Genomic DNA, 23,099 nt, shown 5'->3' with positions numbered 1-23,099 from the left:
GGGGCCGGTTCGCCATCCACGGCCGCCGCGGCCGTGGCCCCGCCACGTACCGTCCCGAGGAGCCAGGATGAGAGCCGTCGTGATCAGGAAGTTCGGCGCCCCGGAAGGGCTGGCGGTCGTCGACCTGCCCGCCCCGCATTCGACCCGGCCTGGTGGTGACCGATGGCGGTCAAAGGACCGTTCCGATCAGTGATCGCCCCGTCGCCGCCCGCCGATAAGCTGCCGGGACCACGACGAGGGGAGCGGGATCGGTGCGGCCGACGCTGGCCGCCGACGAGGTTCGGCGGAATCTGACGCAGTACCTCACGACGACGTTCGCGCTGGCCGACGAGCAGGTGCGCGAGGGGCTGGAGCGGTTCCTCAACCATCCCGAGCAGGGCATCTTCCGCGGCCCCTACCTGCGCATCCGCACCCCGTTCCGTGTCGAGCCCGACGGGTGGCGGGAGCTGCTCCAGTGGGCGCCACCCGGGTTCGTCCCCTACCGCCATCAGGCCGCCGCGTTCCGGCGCCTCACCACCCACGGCCAAGAGGCGCGGCCGACGCTCATCACGACGGGGACCGGCTCCGGCAAGACCGAGTCCTTCCTGATCCCCGTGCTCGACCACTGCCGCAGGCGGCGGGCGAGGGGCGAGGCCGGGGTGAAGGCAGTCCTGCTCTACCCGATGAACGCCCTCGCCACCGACCAGGCCCAGCGCCTCAACGACTACCTGCGGCAGCCCGGCCTGGGCGACGTCACGGCGGCCCTCTACATCGGTGACACGCCCGAGACCGGCTACGCCCGCGTGATGACGCAGCGAGCGGAGATCCGGCGGTCGCGCCCCGACATCCTCATCACCAACTACAAGATGCTCGACCTCCTGCTCCAGCGCGCCGAAGACCTCCCCCTCTGGGAGGACGCCGACCTCGCCTATGTGGTCGTGGACGAGTTCCACACCTACGACGGCGCGCAGGGCACCGACGTGGCGATGCTGCTCCGTCGGCTGGCGGCGGCGCTCGGGCACAGCGAGCCGGGCAGGCCGCTCGGGGGCATCTGCCCGGTCGCGACGAGCGCGACGCTGGGGGAGGGCGGCGACGGGGCCGCGATCCGGCGCGTCGCCGAGACGGTGTTCGGGACGCCCTTCGGCCCCGACTCGGTGATCGGGGAAGACCGGCAGAGCACCGACGAGTTCATCGAGCAGGACGGGATCGACTACACGCTCCCCCTCCCCGACCCGCAGGAACTCGCGCTCCTCGCCGACCCGCACGAGGACGGCGGCGCGATGGCGCAGATCATGCAGGCCGTGACCGGGCGGGACGCGCTCACCCCGCAGGAGCTCGGCGCGGTGCTGCGGCGGCACATCCTCACCAGCGCCGTCCTCGAAGTGCTGGACGGAAAGCCGCACACCCTCGGGGAGATCCTCGAACTCCTCCCGCGCAAGGGCGCCTACAGCTGGGGCAACGCGATCCGCCTCTCGCCCAAGCACGCCGCGACCGCCCTCGCGCGGTTTGTCGCCCTGCTGTCCGAGGCCCGCGACCCGGACGACGCGGACCGCCCCTTCCTCCACGTCGAAACGCACCTGTGGGTCCGGTCGGTGACGCGGCTGCTGCGCGCGGTCGCCCCCCGGCCCGGGTTCGCCTGGTACGGGGAGGCCCCGCCCCCCATGGACGCGGAGACCACCCTCACTGGCGGTGGCCGCGAGGCCCTGCCCGCCGTGTACTGCCGCCACTGCGGGCGGTCAGGATGGGCGGCGATCTCACCGGAGCGCGACCCACACGACCTGGTCAGCGACGCCGTCCGGATCTACCGGTCTGGCATCTCGGAGAAACGCCTCGTCCGACCGCTCATGACCGCGACGCGGCGCGAGGTCGAGGCGCGGGCGGCGGGGGGGCAGGGCGGCCCGAACGTCCTGGTCCTGGCGGCGAACGGCCGGCACGTCCGGCCGCTCGACCCCGGCAAGGACCTGGAGAACTCCACCAGGAGCGACTTCCGGGACGTGTTCGTCCTCGCCGACGTCAGCCACTCCAAGGAGAGCAACCGCGACGCCGAGAACGACCGGTGTCCCGCCTGCGGCATGGAGCAGGGGACGCGGTTCCTCGGCTCCGGGCTGGCGGCGCTGGCGTCCGTCGCGGTGACGGAGCTGTTCACCGGCGGCCAGCTCGAACAGCGGGAACGCAAGACACTCCTGTTCAACGACTCCGTGCAGGACGCCGCGCACCGGGCCGGGTTCGTCGCCAACCGGTCGTACGGCTTCTCGCTGCGGCTCCTGCTGGCGTCCCAGCTCGACGGTGCTGACGGGCCCAAGCCACTGCACGAGTTGATCTCCGAGACGGTCAAGGAGGCCAGCGACCCGCGCCACCTCCCCTCGGTGGTGCCGCCCGACCTGCACGACCGCGACGACGTGGACGCCCTGCTCGCGGGTGAGACCGAAGGGTCCGCGCGCACCTGGACGCTGATCGGAGAGCGGCTCGCGTTCGCGTCCGTCATGGAGTTCGGCCTGCGCTCCCGGCAGGGCCGCACCCTGGAACTCACCCGGACCGCCGCCGCCGAGGTCGCCGTCCGCGACATCGACCGGATCGCCGGACTGGCCCGCGACCTCCAACTCGCCGGACCCGCCGCGCTGACCGGCCTGCCCGGCCACGACACCTACGTCGCGTACGTGCGGGGGCTGCTGGAACGCATGCGCATGCGCGGCGCCGTCAAGCACCACTGGCTGGACGCGTGGATCGACGGCGCCGGCACCAAGCGGTACATGACCATCTGGGGCAAGCGCCCGGATGGGATGCCGGCGTTCCCACGCGGGCTGTCCGCGCCGCGGTTCGTGCTGGGCGCGCCGAAGAACCGCAGCGAGTTCGACGGGATCACCGGGCGGCAGTCCTGGTTCCAGGACTGGACCGCCCGCTGCCTCGGCATCGAGCCCGGCGCGTCCGGCCACTACCTGTCCCGGCTGCTGGACGTCCTCACCGGTGAGGACGTGATCGCGCGGCGCACCGCCGGTGACGGCGCCACCCCGGTGTACGGGCTGCTGCCCGGCCACGTCCAGGTATGGAGGCTCGAAGACGACCAGGTCGAGGACGCCGGAGTGTACTGCCCTGTCTGCAACGGGCAGCAGACCGTCCACCCCGACAGTCTGCGCGAATGGGTCGAGGCCCCCTGCCCGCGCTACCGGTGCACCGGGCGGCTCGACACCGACACCCGCCGCGGCGACCGCTACGAGCACGACTACTACCGCGGCCTCTACCGCAGCGCCCGCCCCTTCAGCGTCATCACCGCCGAGCACACCGGCGCCCTCACCCGCGAGCAGCGCGAGACCGTCGAGCGGCAGTTCCGCGACGGCACCCGCTACAGCGACCCCAACGTCCTGGCGTGCACGCCGACGCTGGAACTCGGCATCGACATCGGCGACCTGTCCGCCGTCGTCCTGGCGTCGCTGCCGCGTTCCCCCGCCAACTACGTCCAGCGGGCGGGACGGGCCGGACGCAGGACCGGCAACGCCTTCCTGCTCACGCTCATCGGGCGCAACCCGCGCGACAGGTACTACCTGACCGATCCCACCGGCATGATCGCGGGCGACATCGTCCCGCCCGGCTGCCACCTGTCCGCCGTCGAGATCCTCCAACGCCAGTACGTCGCGCACCTCGCCGACCTCGCCGCCCGCGGCCGCTTCGAGGGACTGCCGCCGATGCCGCGGGTCGCGTCCGCGCTGTTCGGCGACTCCGGTTGGCTGAGCGCCTTCCAGGACGCCGTCCTCACCCGGGGTGGCAACCTGGCCGGCGGCTTCCTCGCCCTGTTCGCCCAGGGTGACCCCGAGACCGGCGTCACCGAAGACGCCGCCCAGCGGCTGCGCGACTTCGCCGCCACCGGGCTCAAAGAGAGCATCGACGCCGCCGCCCGTACCTGGGACGAGCGGCTCGCCGACCTGCGAGCCCGGCTGGAGGTCATCGACGCCGCGATCGCCGAGATGATCGACTCCGACCGGGAGCAGCGCGACCGCCGCAACGAGCTGCGCGCCGAGCGCCGCGCCGTCCAGGCCCGCATCGGAGAGATCGGCCGCGCCGCCGCGCACGGCGCCCTCGTCGAACTCGGGCTGCTGCCGAACTACTCCCTCATCGACTCCGCCACCGCCCTCGAAGCCACCATCACCTGGGAGGAGCGCGTCGGCGACGACACGGGCGAGGTCCCCGCCCCGGCCGATCGGCAGCGCACCGACCGGGCGCGCGGCGACCGGCGCTTCCACGGTGAACTGCGCGAGTACGAGCGGTCCGCGTCCCTGGCCCTCACCGAACTGGCCCCCGGCAACCACTTCTACATCCGCGGCTACCGCCACGAGGTCACCGGCCTCGACATCGGCACCCAGCAGCGCCCCGCCTACGGGCAGTGGCGCGTCTGCCAGGAATGCGGCTACGTCCGCACCACCGCGGCCCGCGAGGACCACAGCCCCTGCCCGCGCTGCGGCAACGAGCGCATCGGCGACAGCAGCGGCCTGCACACCGTCCTCGTCCCCACCCGCGTCACCGCCCACGACCTGCGCGAGGACGCCCGCATCCGCGACGACCACGACGAGCGGCAGCGCCGCTTCTACGAGACCGCCGTCGCCGTCGACATCCCCCGCGAGGAGATCGCCCCCGGCGCCTGGCGGCACGCCCGGCAGGTGTTCGGCGTCGACTTCACCCGCCGCGCCGTGATCCGCCGCTTCAACCTCGGGTCGCTGCGCATGGAACGCCCCGCGGGCGACCCGTTCGCCGGGGACCTTCGCCGCATCAACCCCTTCCACGTCTGCCGGACCTGCGGCGGCGCCACCGCCGACGGCCCGCCCGACGGCGACGGGCGGCTCGGTGGCACCTCGTCCGGCTACGACGCCTCCCGCGGCCACCACCGGCCCTGGTGCCCGCAGCGGCGCGGCGGCGACGTCGAGCACGAGCCGCTGATCCTCGCGCACGAACTGCGCACCGAGGCGCTGCGGATCCTCGTCCCCATCGCCACCACGATGATCCCCGAGCGGACCGTCACCTTCGAGGCCGCGCTGATGGCCGGGATCGCCCGCCGCTACGGCGGCGACCCCGCCCACCTGCGGATCGTCACCGCGACCATGCCCGACCACCTGCACCACAGCGGGCACCGCCGACGCTTCCTCGTCCTGCACGACACCCTGCCCGGCGGCACCGGCTACCTGCACCGCATGTCCACTGAGGCGGGGTTCCGCGATGTGCTGGAGCAGGCCTACGAGGTCGTCTTCCACTGCCCGTGCGCCAACGAGGAGGGCAAGGCCGCCTGCCACCGGTGCCTTCTGTCCCACGTCCGCGGCGAGGAGTTCGACAAGGCCGACCGCGGCCTGGCCGTCACGATGCTGGGCGACCTGCTGGAAGAGTGGGAGACCGCGTCCGTCGCCAGCACCGACGAGATCTCCCTCGTCAACCAGGTCGAAAGCGAGCTGGAGGCCCGGTTCCTGGACGCGCTCCTGCGATGGGCGGGCCGCCCCGGCGCCGGCCGCGCCATCAGCCCCGGCCCCCGCCTGAACGACCGCCGCACCGCCCACCTGCGCATCGCCGCCGGAGACGAGGTCGTGCACTGGCAGGTCATCCTGCAGAACACCATCAAGGGCACCCGACCCGACGTCTACTTCAAACGCCTCGACGGCGCGCCCCTCGAAGTCGCCGTCTATCTCGACGGCTACAACTACCACGCCGCTCCGCACGCCAACCGCCTCGCCGGCGACGCCGCCAAACGCGAGCGGTTGCGCGCCCACGGCCGCACCGTCTTTCAGATCACCTGGGACGACGTCGCGCACTGGGAGGACTGCCGGTTCCCCGAAGCGCCCGCCTGGATCCCCTACCAGGGCAACGCGCAGGCGAGAGCCCGTGAAGGCTACCTGCGCGGCGGCGGCGACCCCGCCGAGCTGGCCGACCTGATCTGGGCCAACCCGATCCAGACGCTGCTGGCGTTCCTGTCCGACCCCGACGGCGAACGCTGGAGGCGCCGGGCCGAGGCGGCGGTGACCGGCCTCGTGATGCCCGGCGCCGAACACCGCCAGGCGGCCGCCGAAGGGATCGGCGACGTCCTGGCCGCCGCGGTGCGCGGCGACGACCTGCCCACCCCGCCGCGCGGCGACCTGAACCTCGTCCGGACTCGGGACGCGAGCGGCTGCCCGCTGACCGTCGTCGCGAATGGCCGTACCCGTGCCTGGACGGCGCTCACTGTCATCGACGACCGGACCTCCGTCATCGAAGCCGACGAGGACGCCCACCGCCGCCGTTGGCGCGCCTGGCTGTACTGGTCCAACCTCCTCCAGTTCCTCTCCTACGGCGCGGGCGACGGGGTGCAGCTCGCCTACACCGCCCTCGACGGCTTCGACCCGTCCGCGCTCGCCGTCACAGGAGGCGACGGGCTCCACTCCACTCTCAGCCTGTTCCCGCTCGGCCCCGACGACCTGCCGCCCGGCAGCGCCCACGACGCGAGGCCCGAACCGGACGCCGTCCCGCCGGACATGCGGCACTCCGCCGGCGCGTCCACACCGCCGCCCGTCGAGCGCACCGCGGCCACGACGGTCCCGGCGCAGAGCCCGGACGCGACGCCGGCGCCTGACCCCGCCTGGGCCGAGGTGCTCGACCTCCTCGACCCCGATGAGCGGGGTCTGGGGGAGCTGGCCCGCGGCCTGATGGCGCGCGGGGTCCCCGTCCCCGAGGTCGGCTACGAACTGGGCCAGCAGGCATGGCAGGCGGAACTGGCTTGGCCGGACGCCAAGGTCGCCGTCGTCCTGGCGGGCAACGACGACGAGGCCACCGGCCGCTACCGCGCCTACGCGCGGGGGGGCTGGGAGACGCGGGCCGCGACCTGGTGGGACGTGGACGAACTGGCGGAACGGATCAAGGCGGGGAACCCATGACGACTCAGGGCGAGGCAACGCTGCGGCTGCTCGACAAGGCCGACAAGGAGATCCAGAAACTGCCCCGCGTCGTCAAGGGCGCCATCTACGAGTTCCAGCACGACTTCCGCAAGAACCCCGACGCGCGCGGGCTGCGCCTCAAGCAGCTCCAGGGCCACACCCGCCTGTACTCCGCTCGTGTCAGCGCCGAGTACCGGGCCCTGCTCCTGCACACCGGCGACCGCGACTACATCCTCGTCGCCGTCCGGCACCGCAAGGACGTTTACGACAACCTCGACCGCTACCAGTACAAGATCAACGATGTCACGGGCGCGATCGAGTTCGTCGACCTCGTCAGCGTCGAGCAGAGCGTCTCCACACCCCGCGCGGCAGGCCCCGCGCCGTCCGGCCCGGTCGTCGAGAAGCCGGAGCGACCCGGGCCGGCACCCGCGCTGGCCCGCCCCCTGTTCGCCGACCTCACCGACGAGCAACTCCTCCAACTCGGCGTCGCCGCCGTCCTGCTGCCCCTGATCAGGACCATCACCACCGAGGCACAGCTGCTCGGCCTCACCGAGCTGGCCCCCGCCCTCACCGAGGAAGTCCTGCTGGAGCTGTACTTCGGCAAGACCTTCGACGAGGTCCTCGACCTGGTCACCGCGCCCGTCCAGGCGGCCGAGACCGTCGACACCGAGGACTACGCGACCGCGCTCACCCGGCCCGCCACCCGCGTCACCACCTCCGACACCGACCTGCAGGCCGTCCTGGAGGACGACTTCGGCCGCTGGAAGGTCTTCCTGCACCCCGGCCAGCGCAAGATCGTCGAACGCGCGAACAAGGGCTCGGCCCGCGTCAGCGGCGGCCCGGGAACCGGCAAGACCATCGTCGCGCTTCACCGCGTGAAGCACCTGGTCGACCGGCTCCCGCCCGGCGACGACAAGCCCGTCCTTCTCACCACCTTCACCAAGAACCTCGCGGCCGACCTGCGCAAACGCCTCCTCGAACTCGGCGGCCCCGAGACCGTCTCCCGCGTCGAGATCGTCAACATCGACAAGCTCGCCGCCGACGTCGTCGCCCGCGCCGAACCCGGCGGCAAGCGCCGCTGGATCGACGATGCCAAGGCCATCCAGGAGTGGCGCGCCATGCTCGCCGACCTCGGTGATACCGACGGGGACCCCGAATTCCTGCACGCCGAATGGACCCACGTCATCCTCGGCATGGCGGGCCACTCCCGTGCCGACTACTTCCGCACCCGCCGTCCCGGCCGCGGCCGCAGCATCAGCCGCGCCCAGCGCGCCGAGATCTGGCGCCTCGTCGAGAAGTTCCGGCTCCGCCTCGACGAGAAGAACCTCTGGACCTACCGTCAGGTCGCCGAGCAGGCCGCGCGCCTCGAACAGGAACGCGCCGAACGGATCAGGAGGCACCAGGAGAACGGCCTCAACATCCACCGCGAGGACGCCTCCGTCGCCCGCGTGCGCCCTCGCTTCCAGCACATCGTCGTGGACGAGGCGCAGGACCTCGCCGCCGCGCACTGGAGGATGCTGCGAGCCATGGTCCCCGAGGGCCCCGACGACATCTTCCTCGTCGGCGATGTCCACCAGCGCCTCTACGACAACCACGTGTCGTTGAGCGTCCTCGGCATCAACATCCGCGGCCGCCGCTCGACCCGCCTCACCCTCAGCTACCGCACCACCCACGAGATCCTCGGCTCCGCTGTCCGCCTTCTCGGCGAGGAGCCCTGGGACGACCTCGACGGAGAGACCGAGGAGATCACCGGCTACCGCTCCGTCCTGCGCGGCGCCGCGCCCGTCCTGCACGGCTCCGCCTCCTGGCAGGACGAACTCGACCACATCGCCTCCCAGATCAGCGAGCTGATCGACGGACCGGCGCCGTCCATCGCGGTCTGCGTTCCCGAACGTGCCATGGTCGCCGAAGTGGAGGCCCGCCTCGCCCGCGCGGGCATCCCCGCCACCTCCATCGGCCCCGACGGCCCGCGCCTCGACGACGTGGTACACGTCGGCACGATGCACCGCTTCAAGGGCCTGGAGTACCAGCACATGATCATCGCAGGCGTCTCCGGTGACCTCGTCCCGCAGCCCTACCTGCGTAGGTGGGAGCACTCCGACCCGGCCCGCTACCGCCGCGAACTCCAGCGCGCCCGCGCCCTGCTCTTCGTCGCCGCCACTCGCGCCCGCGACACCCTCCACATCACCTGGCACGGTACGCCCAGCCCGTTCCTGAGCGACCCTCGGACGTGACCCCCCCATTCCGGCCGCGCCTCGCCGTTGCCGTCCTTGCCGCGGCCCCTCGAAACCAGCACCGTCGTACGCCCCGCCGGGTGGTCTCTCGAAAGGTAAGGAATGACTGGACCAAGGCTTTTGAGCGATGCGTCGGTCGGCGCGATCGCCGACCTCGCCCGCTCGGCTTCCGATGTGGCGCGGGTCCTCGCCGATACCGGAATCACGTTGGAGGAGCTGCCTCCGGTCCGTGACCAGGGGCGAGTGATCGTCCCGAACGTCCGGCAGCGCCTGGTCAGGACTCTGAAAACGCTCGACCTGACGGACCGTTTGACCGCGAACTCGGTCCTGGCGGCCGCAGCCAGGCTCGCTCAGATCTACGAGAACGCACCGAACGCCAAACAGGCGCGCCTCATCCGGCTGCGCGACTGCCTCGCCGCCGACGGGTATCACCTCAACAAGGCAGGCGACCCTATGGCAGCCATCCGCGCGCTCTCAGACGCCGCTGGACGGGAACTCGCGGACGCGTCGGCGATACGCGCGGAACTCGCCCGGCTGGAGAAGAACCTCGACGCCGACCCCAGCCAGGACATCGGAGCGGCCAAGCGGCTGATCGAGTCCACCGCCAAGATCATTCTGGTGCGCGCGGGGGTCTCGGTCGGTCGAAGCCCGAGGGTGCCCGACCTGGTCGAGAAGGCGATGCAGAGCGTGGGCGCTTGGTCGACGACCAAACCCCGACACGTCCTGGAGATGATGGACAGTCTGAAAGCCCTCGCGTGCAGCGTAAACAGGTTGCGGAACGAGGCGGGCGACGGGCACGGCGGCGTCACAGCCGTCACGGGCGTGGACGACCGTGACAGCCGCCTGGCCGTCCGCGCCGCCATCGCCTGGTGCGCCTACCTGCTGGACGCCCTCGCCGACATGCCGGCTCAGTCCGCGGACTGACCCTGCCCCGTATGCCGCATGTACTCCGCTCGCACGCTCGTCAGAGACCGCAGCACACCATCGACCGGAGTGTGCCAGAAGTCCCACCCATTGCCTCTCCCGCCCACTGCGGATGACGCGGCGGTGGGCGTGTCATATGTCTCGCCTTCGATCTCGATATGTCCCTCCGACGTGACCACCGCGGTCGCCGCTTCGTCCTCTGGACGACGGTCGACGAGTGTCGCGCCGACCTCCAGGAATCCGCGCTCGACGAGGTCGGAGACAGAGACACCGTGGTAGACGCGGCGACCGGGGATCACACCCTGCCCGTCGGGAGCCGGATAGTCGGGCGAGTAGTCGGGATCGCTGAGAAGTCCGAACGCGTCCCGGATGACGGCGGCCATCCCCTCCTGCCGTGCCCGCAGGTAGTCGTGGTATCCCATCTCTTCCCAGCCCTCTGGCAGGGCGTGCAGATACCGGTGTCTGCGAAGGTCGTCCTCGGTAACGCCGGACGCCCGGACCTCCAGCGGCCAGTAGACGGCCGGGTCGTCCGCTGAGGAGGCCCCTGTCCATTCCACGAGCGTCATGTTGGCAATCCGGTTACTCAACTGCGTCGTGACCTGAAATTTGTCCCGAAGATGCGTCCTTGGGAACAGATGGCTTCGCCGCATGCCGTCTCTGCTGGTCGTGGCGGGGTCGAGGACGGTGCGCACGCTCGTACGCGAAAGGAGTAGCGGAGCGTCGTGAATATTGAGGGCCGCCAGATAGGCGGAAAGGCTTGGTGACCTTGAGGCAGAGGTGGCCAGCTCGTTGGGCAGCCTGATGCCCCAGAAGTCATTGGTCAGGGTGGAGTCGATGACCCGGTCGAGGACGGCGCAGAAACCGTCCGCATCATCGTCACCGAGATCGACGAACATCGCGAAGTCGCGTTCGGCCTGAGTCTCGAAGGTTCCCGAATAGCGTCCCGTCATGTGCGCCATGAAGAACCAGCGGGCGATCACCGCGTGCAGCCGCCGGTCAGGCACCGCGAAACGGGTGCGTCCGAACAGCCATATCGCATAGGTGAACAGCACCGCGTTGTCGCTCGTGACCATCTTCGCGCCGCGGAAGCCCGCCCGCTCCAGACACTGCAAGAACTTGTGCCAGTTGCCGAGATCGAGCACGTGTGACTGCGCCTCAGCGAGAAGCGCGAACTGCTCGTCCCGGGGCAAGCCTTGCCCGCCCTTGCCACGAAGCAGCTGGTAGACCTGCTTCAGGACGGCCCGTCTGAACGCCAGCGCCACGCTGACACGGAGCAGTTGGTCGGGCTGTGGCCGGAGATACCAGTTGAACGCCGTTCCCCCGTCGACAGTGGGCTGCCTGGCCCCGCGGCAGAAGTCTTCGAGATCCCGCCGGCCCTTTTCCCAGAAGACGCTCATCAGGGTGAGGATGAAGTCTGCCTGGTTGAGTGTCACGCCCTCACTGTTGATCCGGACGAAGATCTCGGCAACCTGCTCCTCGTCGATGGACCGCGAGAGCTCCATCACCTTGAAGGAGTAGTTGCTCAGATCCCGGCACCGGTCCAGCGCCTCGGTCAGCCGGTCTTGCTCCTCCTGGGAAACCTCCCGGCGGCTTGCCAGCCTCTCGGTGAACGCCCGGACGACACCGTGAAAGCCCCCACCTGCCCACAGCACGCTGATGTCGGGGATGAACTCAGGATCCTTCTCGATGGCCGCGTCCGTGACCTCGAACCTGCCGTCCGCGGGCCGAAACGCGATGCGGATCCGGGTCTTGTCGTAGTTCTCGCGGACGACGTCGAGGCCCTTCATGACCGCGTACAGGGAGGTGAGCCGCTGCTGCCCGTCCACGATGAGGTTCCGTGGTACCGCGTCCCCGCTTCCGATCCGCCGCGCACCGGGCTCCGCGTCGGTCTCCCAGAACAACAGGAACCCCACCGGAAAGCCTTTGTACATCGAATCGAAGAGCGATCGCACCTTCGTCGTCTTCCACACGAACGGCCGCTGGATGTCGGGAAGGGCGACGTCTCCGCGATCGACGGCCTCGACGAGATGCGCGACCGAGTAGTCAGTGGTCCGGAACAGCATCGAAGTCACGATCACCTACACGCGCTCGGGTCTCTGAACGCTGCGATCCTATTCCGCCCCCCAGCGAGGGATGCTCTTGCCGGGAACTGTGTCCACAAGATGCCAGAACTTCCGCTGTGACGGACGAATAGAAGTCCGCCATCACCTGCTCCGAAAGACTGCGGGAGCGGACGTCGGGTGGCTTCGTTCGTTGTGCACCGTCCGGGTTTGGTTCGTTACGCTGTCCAGGTGTCTGCCTCGGATCGGACTCGGCGTCGGCTGTTCGAGCGCGGCGGTGGGCGATGTGCGATGTGTCAGCGGTCGCTAGTGATCGACCCTGGGCCGGAAGGTGGCGAATACCACATCGCCGAGGCCGCGCACATCGTCGCGGAGAAACCCGATGGCCCGAGGGGCGCGGCAGATAGGCCGGCTGACATCGACGGACTCGCCAACCTGGTGCTGCTGTGCCCGTCCGATCACCGCATTATCGACAAGGGTGCCGGGGCGAGGCTGTGGCCGCCTGCCAAGCTGCTCAAGCTCAAGCGCGACCACGAGTCGTGGACGGCGGTCCTCGCCGGACGCCCGGAGCCTCGGCGGCCCACTCAGCAGCAGGTACCGGCACCTCTCCGGCCCGGCGACGTCGTCGTGGTGGATGGAGAGCCGTACCGGCTGTGCGCTGACGCCGTCTCACCGAAGAATGCCGACGACCATGTCGAGGGTGCTTTTGAGGTCCTGGCGTGCGGTGATGGCACCTGGATCCAGGCCCACGCGTACTGTGAGGGCGCCACCGGCGGCCATGTGTGGCTGCGCCGGTCGGAAGCGGCCCCCGGCCTCCGCGCCGCGCTCGCCGACGAGGCCGCGCTGCTGGTGGACCTCCCTCGGCTGCCCGGCCTGCCCTCCCTTCTGGGCGTGGACATGACACCGGCGACGATCACCCTGGTCACGGCGGCGTCGCCGACGTCCGTCGGCGACCGGTTCCGCGGCGCCCGGCAGACCCCTGGGCATGACGAACTGCTCCTGCTCTCTCGCGCTCTTCCGAGCCTGGCCGCCGCGCTCGCGGAACTCCACGGCCGCGGCCTCGCCCACCGGGCGCTGAGCCCTGGGGCGATCCTGGCACCTGACGCGCGCACGCTCGCCCTTCGCGACCTGGGCTTGGCGACCGTCCCCCCGCGGGCGAGGGAGCGGGACGATCCGTATCACGCGCCCGAGCAGGCGATGGGCGGCGCGCCGCCCGGGCCGCCCGCAGACGTCCACCGGCTTGCGCGGGTCCTTTACGAACTGGTCACTCGGCGCCCGGCGGGCCGCAGGGGACGGCACGTGGCGCCGTCCGTTCTCAACCCCGCCGTCCCTGCGGCCTGCGACGCCGTGTTCGCCGCGGCCCTGGCAGCCGACCCGGCCGGGCGGCCAGGCGCGCACGCTTTCGCCGACGGTTTCGGGGCGGCCTGCGGTGCCCCGTCTGGCAACTGAACTGAGGAACCTCGACCCCGGGAACGGAGAACGCGTTGCAAGACCCCCACGTCGATCTGCCAGGCATCGTCCACCTGGTCTCGTCGCTGCGCTTTTTGGAGAAACTGGCCGAGCAACGGGCCCGGTACCCATTCCTCCCGGATGTCGAAGGCATCCGGCGGGACCTGCTGGAAGTCGCCTCCCGAGGTCCGGTCCCCGCGAGGGTGGAGCGCGGGCGGGGCGGTCGCGCCGACTTTCTCAAGGTCTACATCGACGGCCGCTACCTCCTGACCCTCAACGTGACCAAGCATGGCAACGGGTACCAGGTGACCGGCGCGTTCCCGATGGGCTTCGAGGACCACAACAGGATCGTGCGGCGGGCTCTTTGGCTCCGCGCCCGGGGGTGGGTCTACCACCACCGAATCCAGGACCTGCCATTTGAGGACGACGCCGGATGGGATCTCCTGCGGGCACGCTGGCGGCAGCTCACCGAAAACGCCGCGACCCCGGCGGGCGCGAGCACACCGAAGGCACACGAGGAGTTCCTGGACGTCCTCGACAAGGTGATCGAGGAGGGGCGCCGCGTCGAACTGGCCGCCGCCCGCACCGACACCATGATCTCCTACCGCCGGGTGGATGCGTCGGCCGCCCGTCGCCGGTCCGCCCGCGGCGTGCACGACTTCCAGCTCGTCGGGAGTCGGCGGCCCGTCGCCGGCACCCGGTTACACGTCCGAGGTGAGCCGGACCTGCGCGGTCGCGTCGACCTGCTTCGCGGGACGCTGATGACGGTGCGCTTCGAGCGTCCCGTGGACTTCGATGCCATTCCGAAGGTCGGCGCTTTCGTCGAATCGCCGTCCACCATCCCCTTCGATCGGCAGGCGGAGGCCGTGCACATGTTGCGTGACGGCGAGTCCGCCAACCCGCACCTGCTGGACGCAATGGCCGGGCACACGTTCCGCCCTTTCACGCCCGCCACCGCCGAGCCCGCCCGCCCGCTGGACGCCAGCCAGAGGTCGGCGTTTCGCAAGGCCCTCGCGGTCCCGGACGTCGGACTGATCCTCGGACCGCCCGGCACCGGCAAGACCCGCACGATCACAGAGATCGCCCGCGCCTGCGCCGCGGCGCGCGAACGCGTCCTCATCACCTCCTTCACCAACCGCGCGGTCGACAACGTCCTCCAGGAGCTCCCCTCCGACCTGGTGATCCTGCGCGTCGGTCGCGACGACGGCGTCACACCCGGCTGCGAGCACCTGACCCTGGAGGCACAGGCGGAGACGCTCCAAGGCGAGATCCTGCGCCGCACCGATCCGGCCGCTCGCGACTACGAGCCCGCACGCGACGAGGCCGGCGCGTGGCTCCGCCAACTCGACACCTCGCTCGACGCCCTCCGCGCGGCCGAATCGGCCGAACGCCAGGCGACCGGCGAACTGGACGAACACACCGCCCGGCTCACCGCCCCGATCGAGCAGCACGCGCGCCGCCTCACCGAAGCCGCCGAAGCCCACCAGCGCGACCTCGCTGAACGCGACGCCGAGCTCGAGATCCTCGCCCGGCGCCGGGGCCGTGCCGAAGCGCGCTCGCGGTGGCCGCTCATCGGCCTCCTGCTGCGCGGGCCCGCGGGCCGTCTCGCCGACGAATACCGGCAGCATCACGCTCGACGCGAGCAGGTCGACGCCACGCTGACCGCCGCCCTGCGGGACCGGGACGCCGCCCAGGCGAAGATCACACGAATCCGCGAAACCGCACCAGAACTGGCGGAACACCGCCGCGCACTGGACGACGCGCGGAGCGCCGTTCGCGACCGGGTGAAGGCGGCAGCCGAAAACGCAGGAGATCTCCGCGGTCTCCTGCTCGGCGTGCCGGTCCCGCCGCGACCCGGTGCCGACCTCGCCGCGCTCGTCACGTTCCGAGACCGGGCCGCCGCGGCGCTCGATCTGATGCGCCGCCGCCTGGACCTTCTGACCGAATGGCGCGACCATCTGCGCAGCCGCACCGAGCAGCTGTACCCCGAACTGGCCCGTTACGCCGATGTCATCGGCGCGACCTGCATCGGGACCGCGACCACCCGCGCCCTCGACGGCCTCGACTTCGCCCTTGCCGTCGTGGACGAGGCCGGCCAGATCAGCACGCCGAACGTTCTGGTCCCTCTGGTCCGGGCACGCCGCGCTGTCCTCGTCGGCGACCACAACCAGCTTCCGCCTTTCGTCGACCCGCAGGTGCTGGGCTGGGCCCGTGGCGACGCCCGGACGTCCGACCTCGTCACGAAGAGCGCCTTCGAGCTTCTCTTTCCCGCCGTCCCCGACGGGCATCGCGAGCTTCTCCGATACCAACGCCGTATGCCGCCCGTCATCGCCCGGTTCGTCTCGCAGTGGTTCTACGACGGCTTCCTCGAATCGGACGTCGAACACCCGCACCGCGACGCCCTGTTCGCCTCCCCGCTGGTGTTCGCCGACACCGCCGGCCTGCCCTTGCGCGCACGCCGCGAACGCCCCCCGCGCGCGGACGAGGGATGGGCCGACAAGGGCTATGCCAATGATGCCGAGGCCCACCTGATCACCGACCTCATCGCCCATTACCAAGGGACGGTGGCCGACTGGGCGGTGATCCTCCCGTACCAGGCCCAGGTCGGTCTCGTCACCGAGATGCTCGCCCGGCGCCTCGGCGACGACGAGGCAGCCGCGGCCGGGGTGGGCACCGTCGACTCCTTCCAGGGCGGCGAACGCGACCTCATCGTCTTCGGTTTCACCCGCAGCAACGCCTCCGGCTCTGTCGGATTCCTCAACGAACTCCGCCGCGCCAACGTCGCGTTCTCCCGCCCCCGCCGCCTACTGATCCTGGTCGGCGACTCCGTGACCCTGACACAGGCCCGTGACCCCGGCTTCCGGGCCATGGCCGACGCATTGCTCGACCACGTCCGCGCCCACGGCGACTTCCGCGACGGACGTGAGGTCAAGAAGCTGATCGCTCAGGAGGGCGAACGGTGAGAGATCCGCTCTACGACCCCGCGCGCGCCCTCGAAGACGCGGCGGCCCTGCCCGGAGTCCGCCCCGTCCGGCTCCACCGGATCGGCCTGCCGTTGTTCGCCGTCGAGATCGACGCGCTATTCGACGAGCGGCAGCCCTACGACCTCCTCGACCGCTTCGTCGGCCGTGCGATCGCCGAGGCGCAGCTGCGCACCGTCCCTGAGATCGCGGGCTTTCTCGGCCTGGACGAAGCGATGGTGGACCGCGTCCTGCGCTTCCTCGGCGGCGTCGGTCACGTCGCCTCCCGCCCCGACGGCACGGTGGCCCTCACCGGCCTCGGCGTCCGCGCCGTCCGCGACGACACCCGCTACGTCGCGAAACGCGACCGCCAGAAGCTCTACTTCGACGGGGTCATCGGCGAGCCCCTACCCGCCGCCTACTACGGCCGCAGAGTCGTCGTCTGGAGCCCCGAACAGGCCGACGACCAGAAATGGCACCGGCTCATGACCCACGCCTGCGCCTTCCGCAACGATGCCTTGGCCCGCCTCGCCTCACGTCCCGACCGGCGCGACTTCAACATCCCGGACGAACTCCGAGAGGTGGCCTTCCGCTCTACGAGCCATGCCTACCTGCCCTGCTACGTCCTGCGTACCGAAACCCCACGGGGTCCGTCCCTCCTGACGTATACCGCGGTTTCAGAGGGCCACGACGAGCATTTGGAGAAGCTCTGCCGCGAGTGGCCGGCCCTGACCGCCATCCTGAACGCGGGCGACTCCGACGATGTCCGCGCCGCGTTCGGTCCTTGGCTCGTCGAACGCGACATCGACCCGGCCCGTCTCTCCTGGACCGCGGACGGGACCCTGCGTCTCACGCTCCCATCTGCGGACTTCGCCGCAGGAGGCCGCAAGGGCACCTTCTCGATCGTTCGCTTGGGCTCCTACGTGACGGCTCGAAGCCACGTCCTGCAACTGTGGTGCGACGACCGTTCCTTGCGTGGCCAAGCCGTCCTGGAACGCGCCCTGGCCCGGGTAACGGCGTCGCGCAACATCCAACCCGCCGAGGCCGAAGCCTTCCTGAATCGCCTCTGCACCCGACTGGAGACCGAGGCCCTGACCCTCGACGACCTACGCCGCCATGCTTACCAGACCGGTCAATCTCCACTCCCAGTGTGAGGCTGGGAAGCAACGCCCACACGGCGGCCCTCACGGATCGCCGCCCCGGCATTTCCCTCGAACCGTCGCATGTCGGGCACATGGGCCACCGGTTGTCGGCGCGTCGAGGACGCACATATCGAAGCTTTCGGCTTCTGAAGCAATCGGTAGAGCGCCTCCGTCCAGTGCCGTCCGGCTGGTGCTTCTTCGGCACCTCGGATCGTGGGGCGACCGAGGACACTGCGACACCGGGATGGTGCGGGCCCAGCCAGGCCTGGACGGCCTTTCCGGTGAGCGCGCAGGCGAATCGGTGGTCACCTGGGCGCAGACCCTGTCTTAGACGGCGCGCCCTGCGGCGCCAAAGTCCTCTGGGGTCGTGACGTCGCGGACGCGTTCGCCCACCACTGCGCGCAATGGGTGTTCGCGGAACACTCCTGACGCGTCTACGGCGTGGTGGGCGGGTGGGCGAGCTGTAGGCGTGGCGCCGGCGGCAGCGGCGCGGGCGCCCCCGTCTCCGGAACGGCGTGGAAGGCCTCGATCATGTAGGCGGCGAAACGGCGGGACGCCTGGAGCCGGGCGTCGTGCGGTGCGTCCTGGATGCCCCGGTGGGCCATGAGCATGAGGACCAGGTCGTCGACGACGAAGCCGGAGCGCAGCCGGCCGGTCTCCTGGGCGCGGCGGGCCAGTTCGGCGACCGCCCGCAGAGTCCGCTCCCGATCGACGGCGAAGTCCATGGCCTCGGGGAAAGCCGTCATGAAGGCGTCGGCGAATCCCCGGCTGAGGGCGTGGAGTTCGCAGATCCGCTCGACCAGGCTCCGGAATCCGTCCCACGGGTCGGGGTCGGGGAGGGCGTCGCGGATGATGGCTCGGCAAGCTCGCCGCTGCTCGGCGAAGGCCTCCGCGATCAGAACCTGCTTGGTCGGGAAGTGCCGGTACAGCGTGGCCGGGCCGACGTCCGCGTGCCGGGCGACCTCTCGCATGGGCGCTCCCAGGCCTTCCTCGCCGAACACCGCGCGGGCCGCGGCCAGGATGCGGGCCCGGTTGTCGCGGGCGTCGGAGCGCGTGGTGTGAGGCAAACGGCCGGTCATCGCCTCTCACTTTAGCCAAACGGACGGGTGCGTCCGTTACGGTCCGATGACGGTGGCCCCGCCCGGGCCCCGGTACTCGGCCGGTGATGCCTCGGGCTTGGAGGGCCGGTTCGCCATCCACGGCCGCCGCGGCCGTGGCCCCGCCACGTACCGTCCCGAGGAGCCAGGATGAGAGCCGTCGTGATCAGGAAGTTCGGTGCCCCCGAGGGCCTGGCGGTCGTCGACCTGCCCGTGCCCGTCCCCGCCCCGGGCCAGGTGCGGATCGCCACGGAGGCCATCGGGGTGGGCGGTGTGGACGCCGTGATCCGCCGGGGGGCGCTCGCCGCCCACGGCTTCCGGGAGGGCCATCTCCTCGGCAGCGAGGTCGCGGGACGCGTCACCGCCGTGGGAGAGGGCGTGGACGCCTCGTGGACTGGGCGGCGGGTGTGGGCTTTCACCGGCCTGGCAGGCGGGTACGCCGAGCAGGCCGTCGCGGCGGTCGAGGACGTCGTGCCCCTGCCCGACGGCCTGACCGGTACCGACGCGGTGACGCTCGGCGGCTCCGGCGTGGTCGCCCATTTCGCCCTGGGCCGGGCCCGTCTCGCGCCCGGCGAGGCGTTGCTCGTGCGAGGCGCGGCGGGCAGCATCGGGATCACGGCGGTCCAGCTCGCGGCCGGGTTCGGCGCCGGCACGGTGGCGGTCACCACCTCGTCGGCGGAGCGCGGCGCCCGCCTGCGCGACCTGGGCGCGACGCACGTCCTCGACCGTTCCGGCGAGGGCGGCGGCCCCGGCGCGCCATCGGGCTTCGATGTGGTGATCGATGTCGTGGGAGGCCCCCGGCTTCCTCATTTCCTGGACAGGTTGAACCCCAACGGGCGATTCGTGGCCGTCGGAGTTGTCGGCGGGCAGCCACCGGAGGATTTCGGCATGCGGCTGATGGACGCCTTCCGCAGGTCGCTGTCCTTCGCCACCTTCAGCTCCGACACAGTGCCCGGCCCCGACAGGCAGGCCGTGCGGTCGTCCCAGTTCGCCGCGGCCGCGAACGGGGACCTGCGCACGGTCGTCCACGAGGTGCTGCCACTGGATCGAGCAGCACAGGCCCACCAGAAGATGGACGCCGGCGAGGTCTTCGGCAGAATCGTCCTGGCCCCCTGAACCAGAGACGGAACCCGCGCCCCCGGAGCTGCTGGAGTTGCGACGCCAGCGCCAGGACGCCGAAATTCGCTCGCGCGGGACCTTGCCCGGGCGTCAGACTCTGGAGGTGATCGAGGTAGCCCTGAGCCCCCTGGACGAGCCCGCGCTGGCGCGGCTGCTCGACGCGGCCGTGGACGGCGCGGACCCTCTTGAGGTGATGCCTCCGGTCAACGGCGCGCCCGGCTGGACGCCTGAGCGCCGGACGGCGTTCCTGGAGTTCCACCGCGCGAGGTGCCTGAACCCGGCGACGGCGGTGGAGCGCACGTGGGTGGTCGACGTCGACGGGGAAGCGGCCGGGGCGGCGCGCCTGCAGTCTCACGGAGACGCGGTGGAGGCGGGCATCTGGTTGAGCCGCGTTCGTCGTGGCCGCGGGATCGGCACGCGGGTGACGGCATTGTTGCTGGCCGAGGCCCGGTCGACCGGAGCGGCGAGGTTCCTCGCCTCGACGACGGCGGGCAACCGCGGCGCCCGCGCGTTGCTGGTGAGCGCGGGCGCCGCGCTCACCACCGAAGGGGATGAGGTGACCGCGGAGCTTCCGCTCGGCTGAGCTGCCGCGCCTGGAGCCGGACCGGCGGCACGGTCCGCGCGGTGCGCCGGAGACGGCACCCGGCGATCCATGCTCGCGGACGGCTCCGGCGTCCAGGCCCCTGGATGCGCTCGCCGGCCCCGGCGTTCCGCGGTCCGGCTATCGCGGATGGCGGCGTTCGGGGACGGGCTGGGGCCGCCATGCTGTCGCGGCCATGGCCAGCAGGAGCCCGGTGAGGGTCAACCAGTAGCCGGTGTCTTGCGCGTTCGACGGCGGGTTGGTCAACGGGGAGGCCACGGCGGGCAGGACGTAGATGGTCGCGGCCAGTGCCCAGCGCGGGCTGCGCGCGATCGCGGTGGCCAGCACTCCGGCGAGCAGGAGGACGCCCTCCGTGCCCGCCCTGACCAGTTGCCAGGTCTCGCCGTACTCCCGGCTCCCGGGCATGGCGGTGAGCGCCAGCGCGGCCGCGGGGATCACCAGCCACCACAACGGCCGCGCCCGCAGATTCCCCGCCCGGACCGCCGCAAGTGCCATGGCCCCGATCGCCAGAACGCCGTAGGGGGCCAGCGAGGCCCAGTTGTGGTACGCCGGTCCGAAGAACTGCGGCGGCCAGGACGTCGTCTCCGCCCCCACCAGCATGGCCCGGCCTGTCGAGAACGCCACGGCCAGGGCGAGCGGCAGGACCATCAGTGCCCAGCCGCGCAGCAACGCCACGACGAGCACTGCCGAAGCGGCCAGCCACCCGGGGGACGCGTGGTCGCCGATGCCGTACGCCAGATTCGCCAGCGCCAGCATCAACAAGCCGAGGTGCACACCGTCCGCCCACCACGGCCCGGCCTCCCCGGCGGCCGCGCGGGCCCGGGCGGCGAAGCCCGCGGTGAGGAGCCCGGCCGTCTCCCGCGGCGAGGGAGCGCGGCGTGAGGTGTCGTTCAGCAGCGTGTCGAGCATCTCGGCGCCGTACTCGGCGCGGTGAGCGGGCGGGAACGTCCGCAGGAACAGCCGATACCAGCCGCGGGTGAATGCTCCGCTCATGCTCCGGCGTCCCCCGTCATCGGGGAGATGTGGCCCGTGACGACCCGGGCCGCCTGCTCCAGGCGCAGGGCCTCCCGGTGGACGGCCAGGCGCCCGTCCTCGGTCAGCCGGTAGTAGCGGCGCGGACGGCCCTGGACGGTCTCCTCGCCGTCCACGACGATCAGCCCGCCGCTCGCCAGCCGGTCGAGTGCGCCGTAGAGGGTGCCGACGGCCAGCCGGACGCGCCCGTCGGACAGCGCCTGCGCCCTCTTGATGATCCCGTAGCCGTGCACGGGCCCGTCCAGCAGCGCGGCCAGCACGAAGTACGTGGGCTCGCTCATCACCGTGGTTCGTTTGACCATACGGCAGACGATATATCACCCGACGAAGTATCCGCCACCCCCCCGGCTCGGGCGAGGCGACCGATCACGATGGTGCGTGGGAGGCGGCCGGCCGACGTCACTTCTTGTACGGGGCCACCTTCTCTCGCAGTTCCTGCATGGTGCCCTGGAGGAGCTGCCGGAGCCGGTCGCGGTCGGCGCCGTCGGCGTCGGCGTAGTCGTCGATGTCGATGAGCTGCTTCTTGGTGGCGGTGATCGAGTTGAGCTGGTGGTCCAGCTTGATGTCACCGAACCACGGGCTGCGCAGCATGTTCGCCATGTCGGTGCGGAACATCGCCACCAGATCGTCGGGGTCGGCGATGTGGTTCTTGACCTCGGCGACGAACGTCAGCGTCGCCTTGCTGCCGAGCACGGCCTGCTGCAGCACGCCGTCCCCGGTCTTGCGGTCCAGCACGATCGTGAAGCTGTACAGGACCGCGTCGCCCACCGGTTTGAACCGCACGTACTGCAGGTCCCCGCCGGACTTGATCCCGATGACGGGGCACCCCAGGTGGGCCATGGTGAACACCATCTCGCCGATGAGGGCCTCGTCCTTGCTCTCCCGCTCCTCGGCGTTGTTCTTGAACTTGTTGATCATCGAAAGCATGGCGGTCCTCTCAGGCGGCGATGCGGCCGTGCAGGTACTTCGCGCAGGCCTGGGTGACGGCGGCGATGTGCTCCTGGAGGACGGGGTACTTCACCGTGTAGTGGTCGGCGAAGTACTGGTCCAGGTCCAGCAGCAGGGGCACCTGCACGTAGACGTAGCCGGTGGCGAGATCTGCGTCGACGGTGAGCACGCCGGGTTCCCCGACGTCCAGGAAACCGCTCTTCACCTCGGACTTCAGCGCCTGCCACACCGTCCGCGCGTCCCGCACGTACTCGCCGTAGGCGATCGTCACGGCCGCGTGCTGGCCGAGCGTCTTGGCGGCCGTGACGGTGCCGGCCCGGTGCGTGAGCTGGAACATCAGGCGGTGCTTGCGCTCCCGGTGCTGGAACCGCAGGTAGTGGTGGTTGCCGTCGGAGTTCAGGTCGATCAGCGCGTTGCCGTGGGCGACCGCCGCGGTGATCACGGCGCCGACGAGCAGATCGTCGATCTCGCGGGTGTGGAGCTCTTCGGAGAAACGCTGCCAGCTGCGGTTGACCAACTGGCCGAAGACCTGGTCGAGCTGCTCGGTCACGATCACCTTCCGTCGAGGGGGATCAAGGAACGGAGATGAGACTCCCGAACCGCCCATCCGGTTTCACGACCTCCCGGTTCCGCCGGGCACAGGCCTGAGCTCGGGGAAAAGAAGAGCGCGGGC

14 protein-coding genes are annotated in these 23,099 nt (G+C 71.0%); 8 read left to right on the top strand and 6 right to left on the bottom strand.

The genetic code is table 11. The annotated features are described in order from the left end of the window. Positions 1-251: 251 nt before the first annotated feature. The 3 genes from AB0H37_RS14205 (at position 252) to AB0H37_RS14195 (ending at position 10,018) form a co-directional block, all read left to right on the top strand. The gene (locus AB0H37_RS14205) at positions 252-6,860 is read left to right on the top strand and encodes a DEAD/DEAH box helicase (protein ID WP_360612895.1); all 6,609 of its coding nucleotides are present in this window, start codon (positions 252-254) and stop codon (positions 6,858-6,860) included. After that, entirely contained in the window at positions 6,857-9,094 is a 2,238-nt protein-coding gene (locus AB0H37_RS14200; RefSeq protein WP_360612893.1) for a UvrD-helicase domain-containing protein, read from the top strand. The genes AB0H37_RS14205 and AB0H37_RS14200 overlap by 4 nt, the downstream gene beginning before the upstream one ends. A 120-nt stretch (positions 9,095-9,214) precedes the next feature. Beyond that, positions 9,215-10,018 carry an abortive infection family protein gene (locus AB0H37_RS14195; protein WP_360612891.1) on the top strand — a complete coding sequence of 268 codons (804 nt, stop codon included), beginning with the start codon at positions 9,215-9,217 and terminating at the stop codon, positions 10,016-10,018. Here AB0H37_RS14195 and AB0H37_RS14190 read toward each other — a convergent pair. Then, entirely contained in the window at positions 10,003-12,081 is a 2,079-nt protein-coding gene (locus AB0H37_RS14190) for a DUF262 domain-containing protein (RefSeq protein WP_360612889.1), read from the bottom strand. The genes AB0H37_RS14195 and AB0H37_RS14190 overlap by 16 nt on opposite strands. A gap of 306 nt (positions 12,082-12,387) precedes the next feature. On the opposite strand from AB0H37_RS14190, the gene AB0H37_RS14185 reads away from it, so the two are divergent. The 3 genes from AB0H37_RS14185 to AB0H37_RS14175 are packed head-to-tail and all read left to right on the top strand — an operon-like array spanning position 12,388 to position 17,641. Next, positions 12,388-13,527 (top strand): hypothetical protein, encoded by a 1,140-nt coding sequence (locus AB0H37_RS14185; protein ID WP_360612887.1) that lies wholly within the window; start codon positions 12,388-12,390, stop codon positions 13,525-13,527. 35 nt (positions 13,528-13,562) lie between these two features. Then, the gene (locus AB0H37_RS14180; protein WP_360612885.1) at positions 13,563-16,490 is read left to right on the top strand and encodes an AAA domain-containing protein; all 2,928 of its coding nucleotides are present in this window, start codon (positions 13,563-13,565) and stop codon (positions 16,488-16,490) included. Continuing rightward, complete coding sequence (locus tag AB0H37_RS14175; protein ID WP_360612883.1) at positions 16,487-17,641, top strand: hypothetical protein; 1,155 nt, start codon at positions 16,487-16,489, stop codon at positions 17,639-17,641. The genes AB0H37_RS14180 and AB0H37_RS14175 overlap by 4 nt, the downstream gene beginning before the upstream one ends. Before the next feature lie 422 nt (positions 17,642-18,063). Here AB0H37_RS14175 and AB0H37_RS14170 read toward each other — a convergent pair whose 3' ends face one another. Continuing rightward, positions 18,064-18,708 carry a helix-turn-helix domain-containing protein gene (locus AB0H37_RS14170; protein ID WP_360612881.1) on the bottom strand — a complete coding sequence of 215 codons (645 nt, stop codon included), beginning with the start codon at positions 18,706-18,708 and terminating at the stop codon, positions 18,064-18,066. Positions 18,709-18,876: 168 nt separating this feature from the next. Here AB0H37_RS14170 and AB0H37_RS14165 point away from each other — a divergent pair, with 168 nt between their 5' ends. After that, on the top strand, positions 18,877-19,842 hold the full coding sequence (locus AB0H37_RS14165; RefSeq protein ID WP_360612879.1) for a zinc-dependent alcohol dehydrogenase family protein: 966 nt from the start codon (positions 18,877-18,879) through the stop codon (positions 19,840-19,842). Positions 19,843-19,948: 106 nt separating this feature from the next. Further along, complete coding sequence (locus AB0H37_RS14160; RefSeq protein ID WP_360612877.1) at positions 19,949-20,428, top strand: GNAT family N-acetyltransferase; 480 nt, start codon at positions 19,949-19,951, stop codon at positions 20,426-20,428. Between the two features lie 138 nt (positions 20,429-20,566). Here AB0H37_RS14160 and AB0H37_RS14155 read toward each other — a convergent pair whose 3' ends face one another. The 4 genes from AB0H37_RS14155 to AB0H37_RS14140 all read right to left on the bottom strand — a co-directional run bounded on the left by AB0H37_RS14155 (position 20,567) and on the right by AB0H37_RS14140 (position 22,976). Next, positions 20,567-21,439: a hypothetical protein gene (locus AB0H37_RS14155; protein WP_360612875.1), complete on the bottom strand. Its 873-nt coding sequence runs from the start codon at positions 21,437-21,439 to the stop codon at positions 20,567-20,569. After that, positions 21,436-21,780: a PadR family transcriptional regulator gene (locus tag AB0H37_RS14150; RefSeq protein ID WP_329088689.1), complete on the bottom strand. Its 345-nt coding sequence runs from the start codon at positions 21,778-21,780 to the stop codon at positions 21,436-21,438. Before AB0H37_RS14150 ends, AB0H37_RS14155 begins: the two co-directional genes overlap by 4 nt. A 97-nt stretch (positions 21,781-21,877) precedes the next feature. After that, on the bottom strand, positions 21,878-22,405 hold the full coding sequence (locus AB0H37_RS14145; RefSeq protein ID WP_360612873.1) for a hypothetical protein: 528 nt from the start codon (positions 22,403-22,405) through the stop codon (positions 21,878-21,880). A 10-nt stretch (positions 22,406-22,415) separates the two neighbouring features. After that, positions 22,416-22,976, bottom strand: a complete 561-nt coding sequence (locus AB0H37_RS14140) for a hypothetical protein (protein ID WP_360612871.1) — start codon at positions 22,974-22,976, stop codon at positions 22,416-22,418. Between the last annotated feature and the right edge of the window lie 123 nt (positions 22,977-23,099).

Source organism: Actinomadura sp. NPDC023710, from assembly GCF_040639875.1.
Lineage (GTDB): Bacteria > Actinomycetota > Actinomycetes > Streptosporangiales > Streptosporangiaceae > Spirillospora > Spirillospora citrea.
This window is presented reverse-complemented; position numbering and strand designations above follow the sequence as displayed.

Coding starts and splice junctions, on each gene's coding strand:
- AB0H37_RS14200 (WP_360612893.1), top strand. CDS start 6,857: ATGACGACTCAGGGCGAGGCAACGCTGCGGCTGCTCGACAAGGCCGAC.
- AB0H37_RS14190 (WP_360612889.1), bottom strand. CDS start 12,081: ATGCTGTTCCGGACCACTGACTACTCGGTCGCGCATCTCGTCGAGGCC.
- AB0H37_RS14170 (WP_360612881.1), bottom strand. CDS start 18,708: ATGACCGGCCGTTTGCCTCACACCACGCGCTCCGACGCCCGCGACAAC.
- AB0H37_RS14165 (WP_360612879.1), top strand. CDS start 18,877: ATGAGAGCCGTCGTGATCAGGAAGTTCGGTGCCCCCGAGGGCCTGGCG.
- AB0H37_RS14155 (WP_360612875.1), bottom strand. CDS start 21,439: ATGAGCGGAGCATTCACCCGCGGCTGGTATCGGCTGTTCCTGCGGACG.
- AB0H37_RS14150 (WP_329088689.1), bottom strand. CDS start 21,780: ATGGTCAAACGAACCACGGTGATGAGCGAGCCCACGTACTTCGTGCTG.
- AB0H37_RS14145 (WP_360612873.1), bottom strand. CDS start 22,405: ATGCTTTCGATGATCAACAAGTTCAAGAACAACGCCGAGGAGCGGGAG.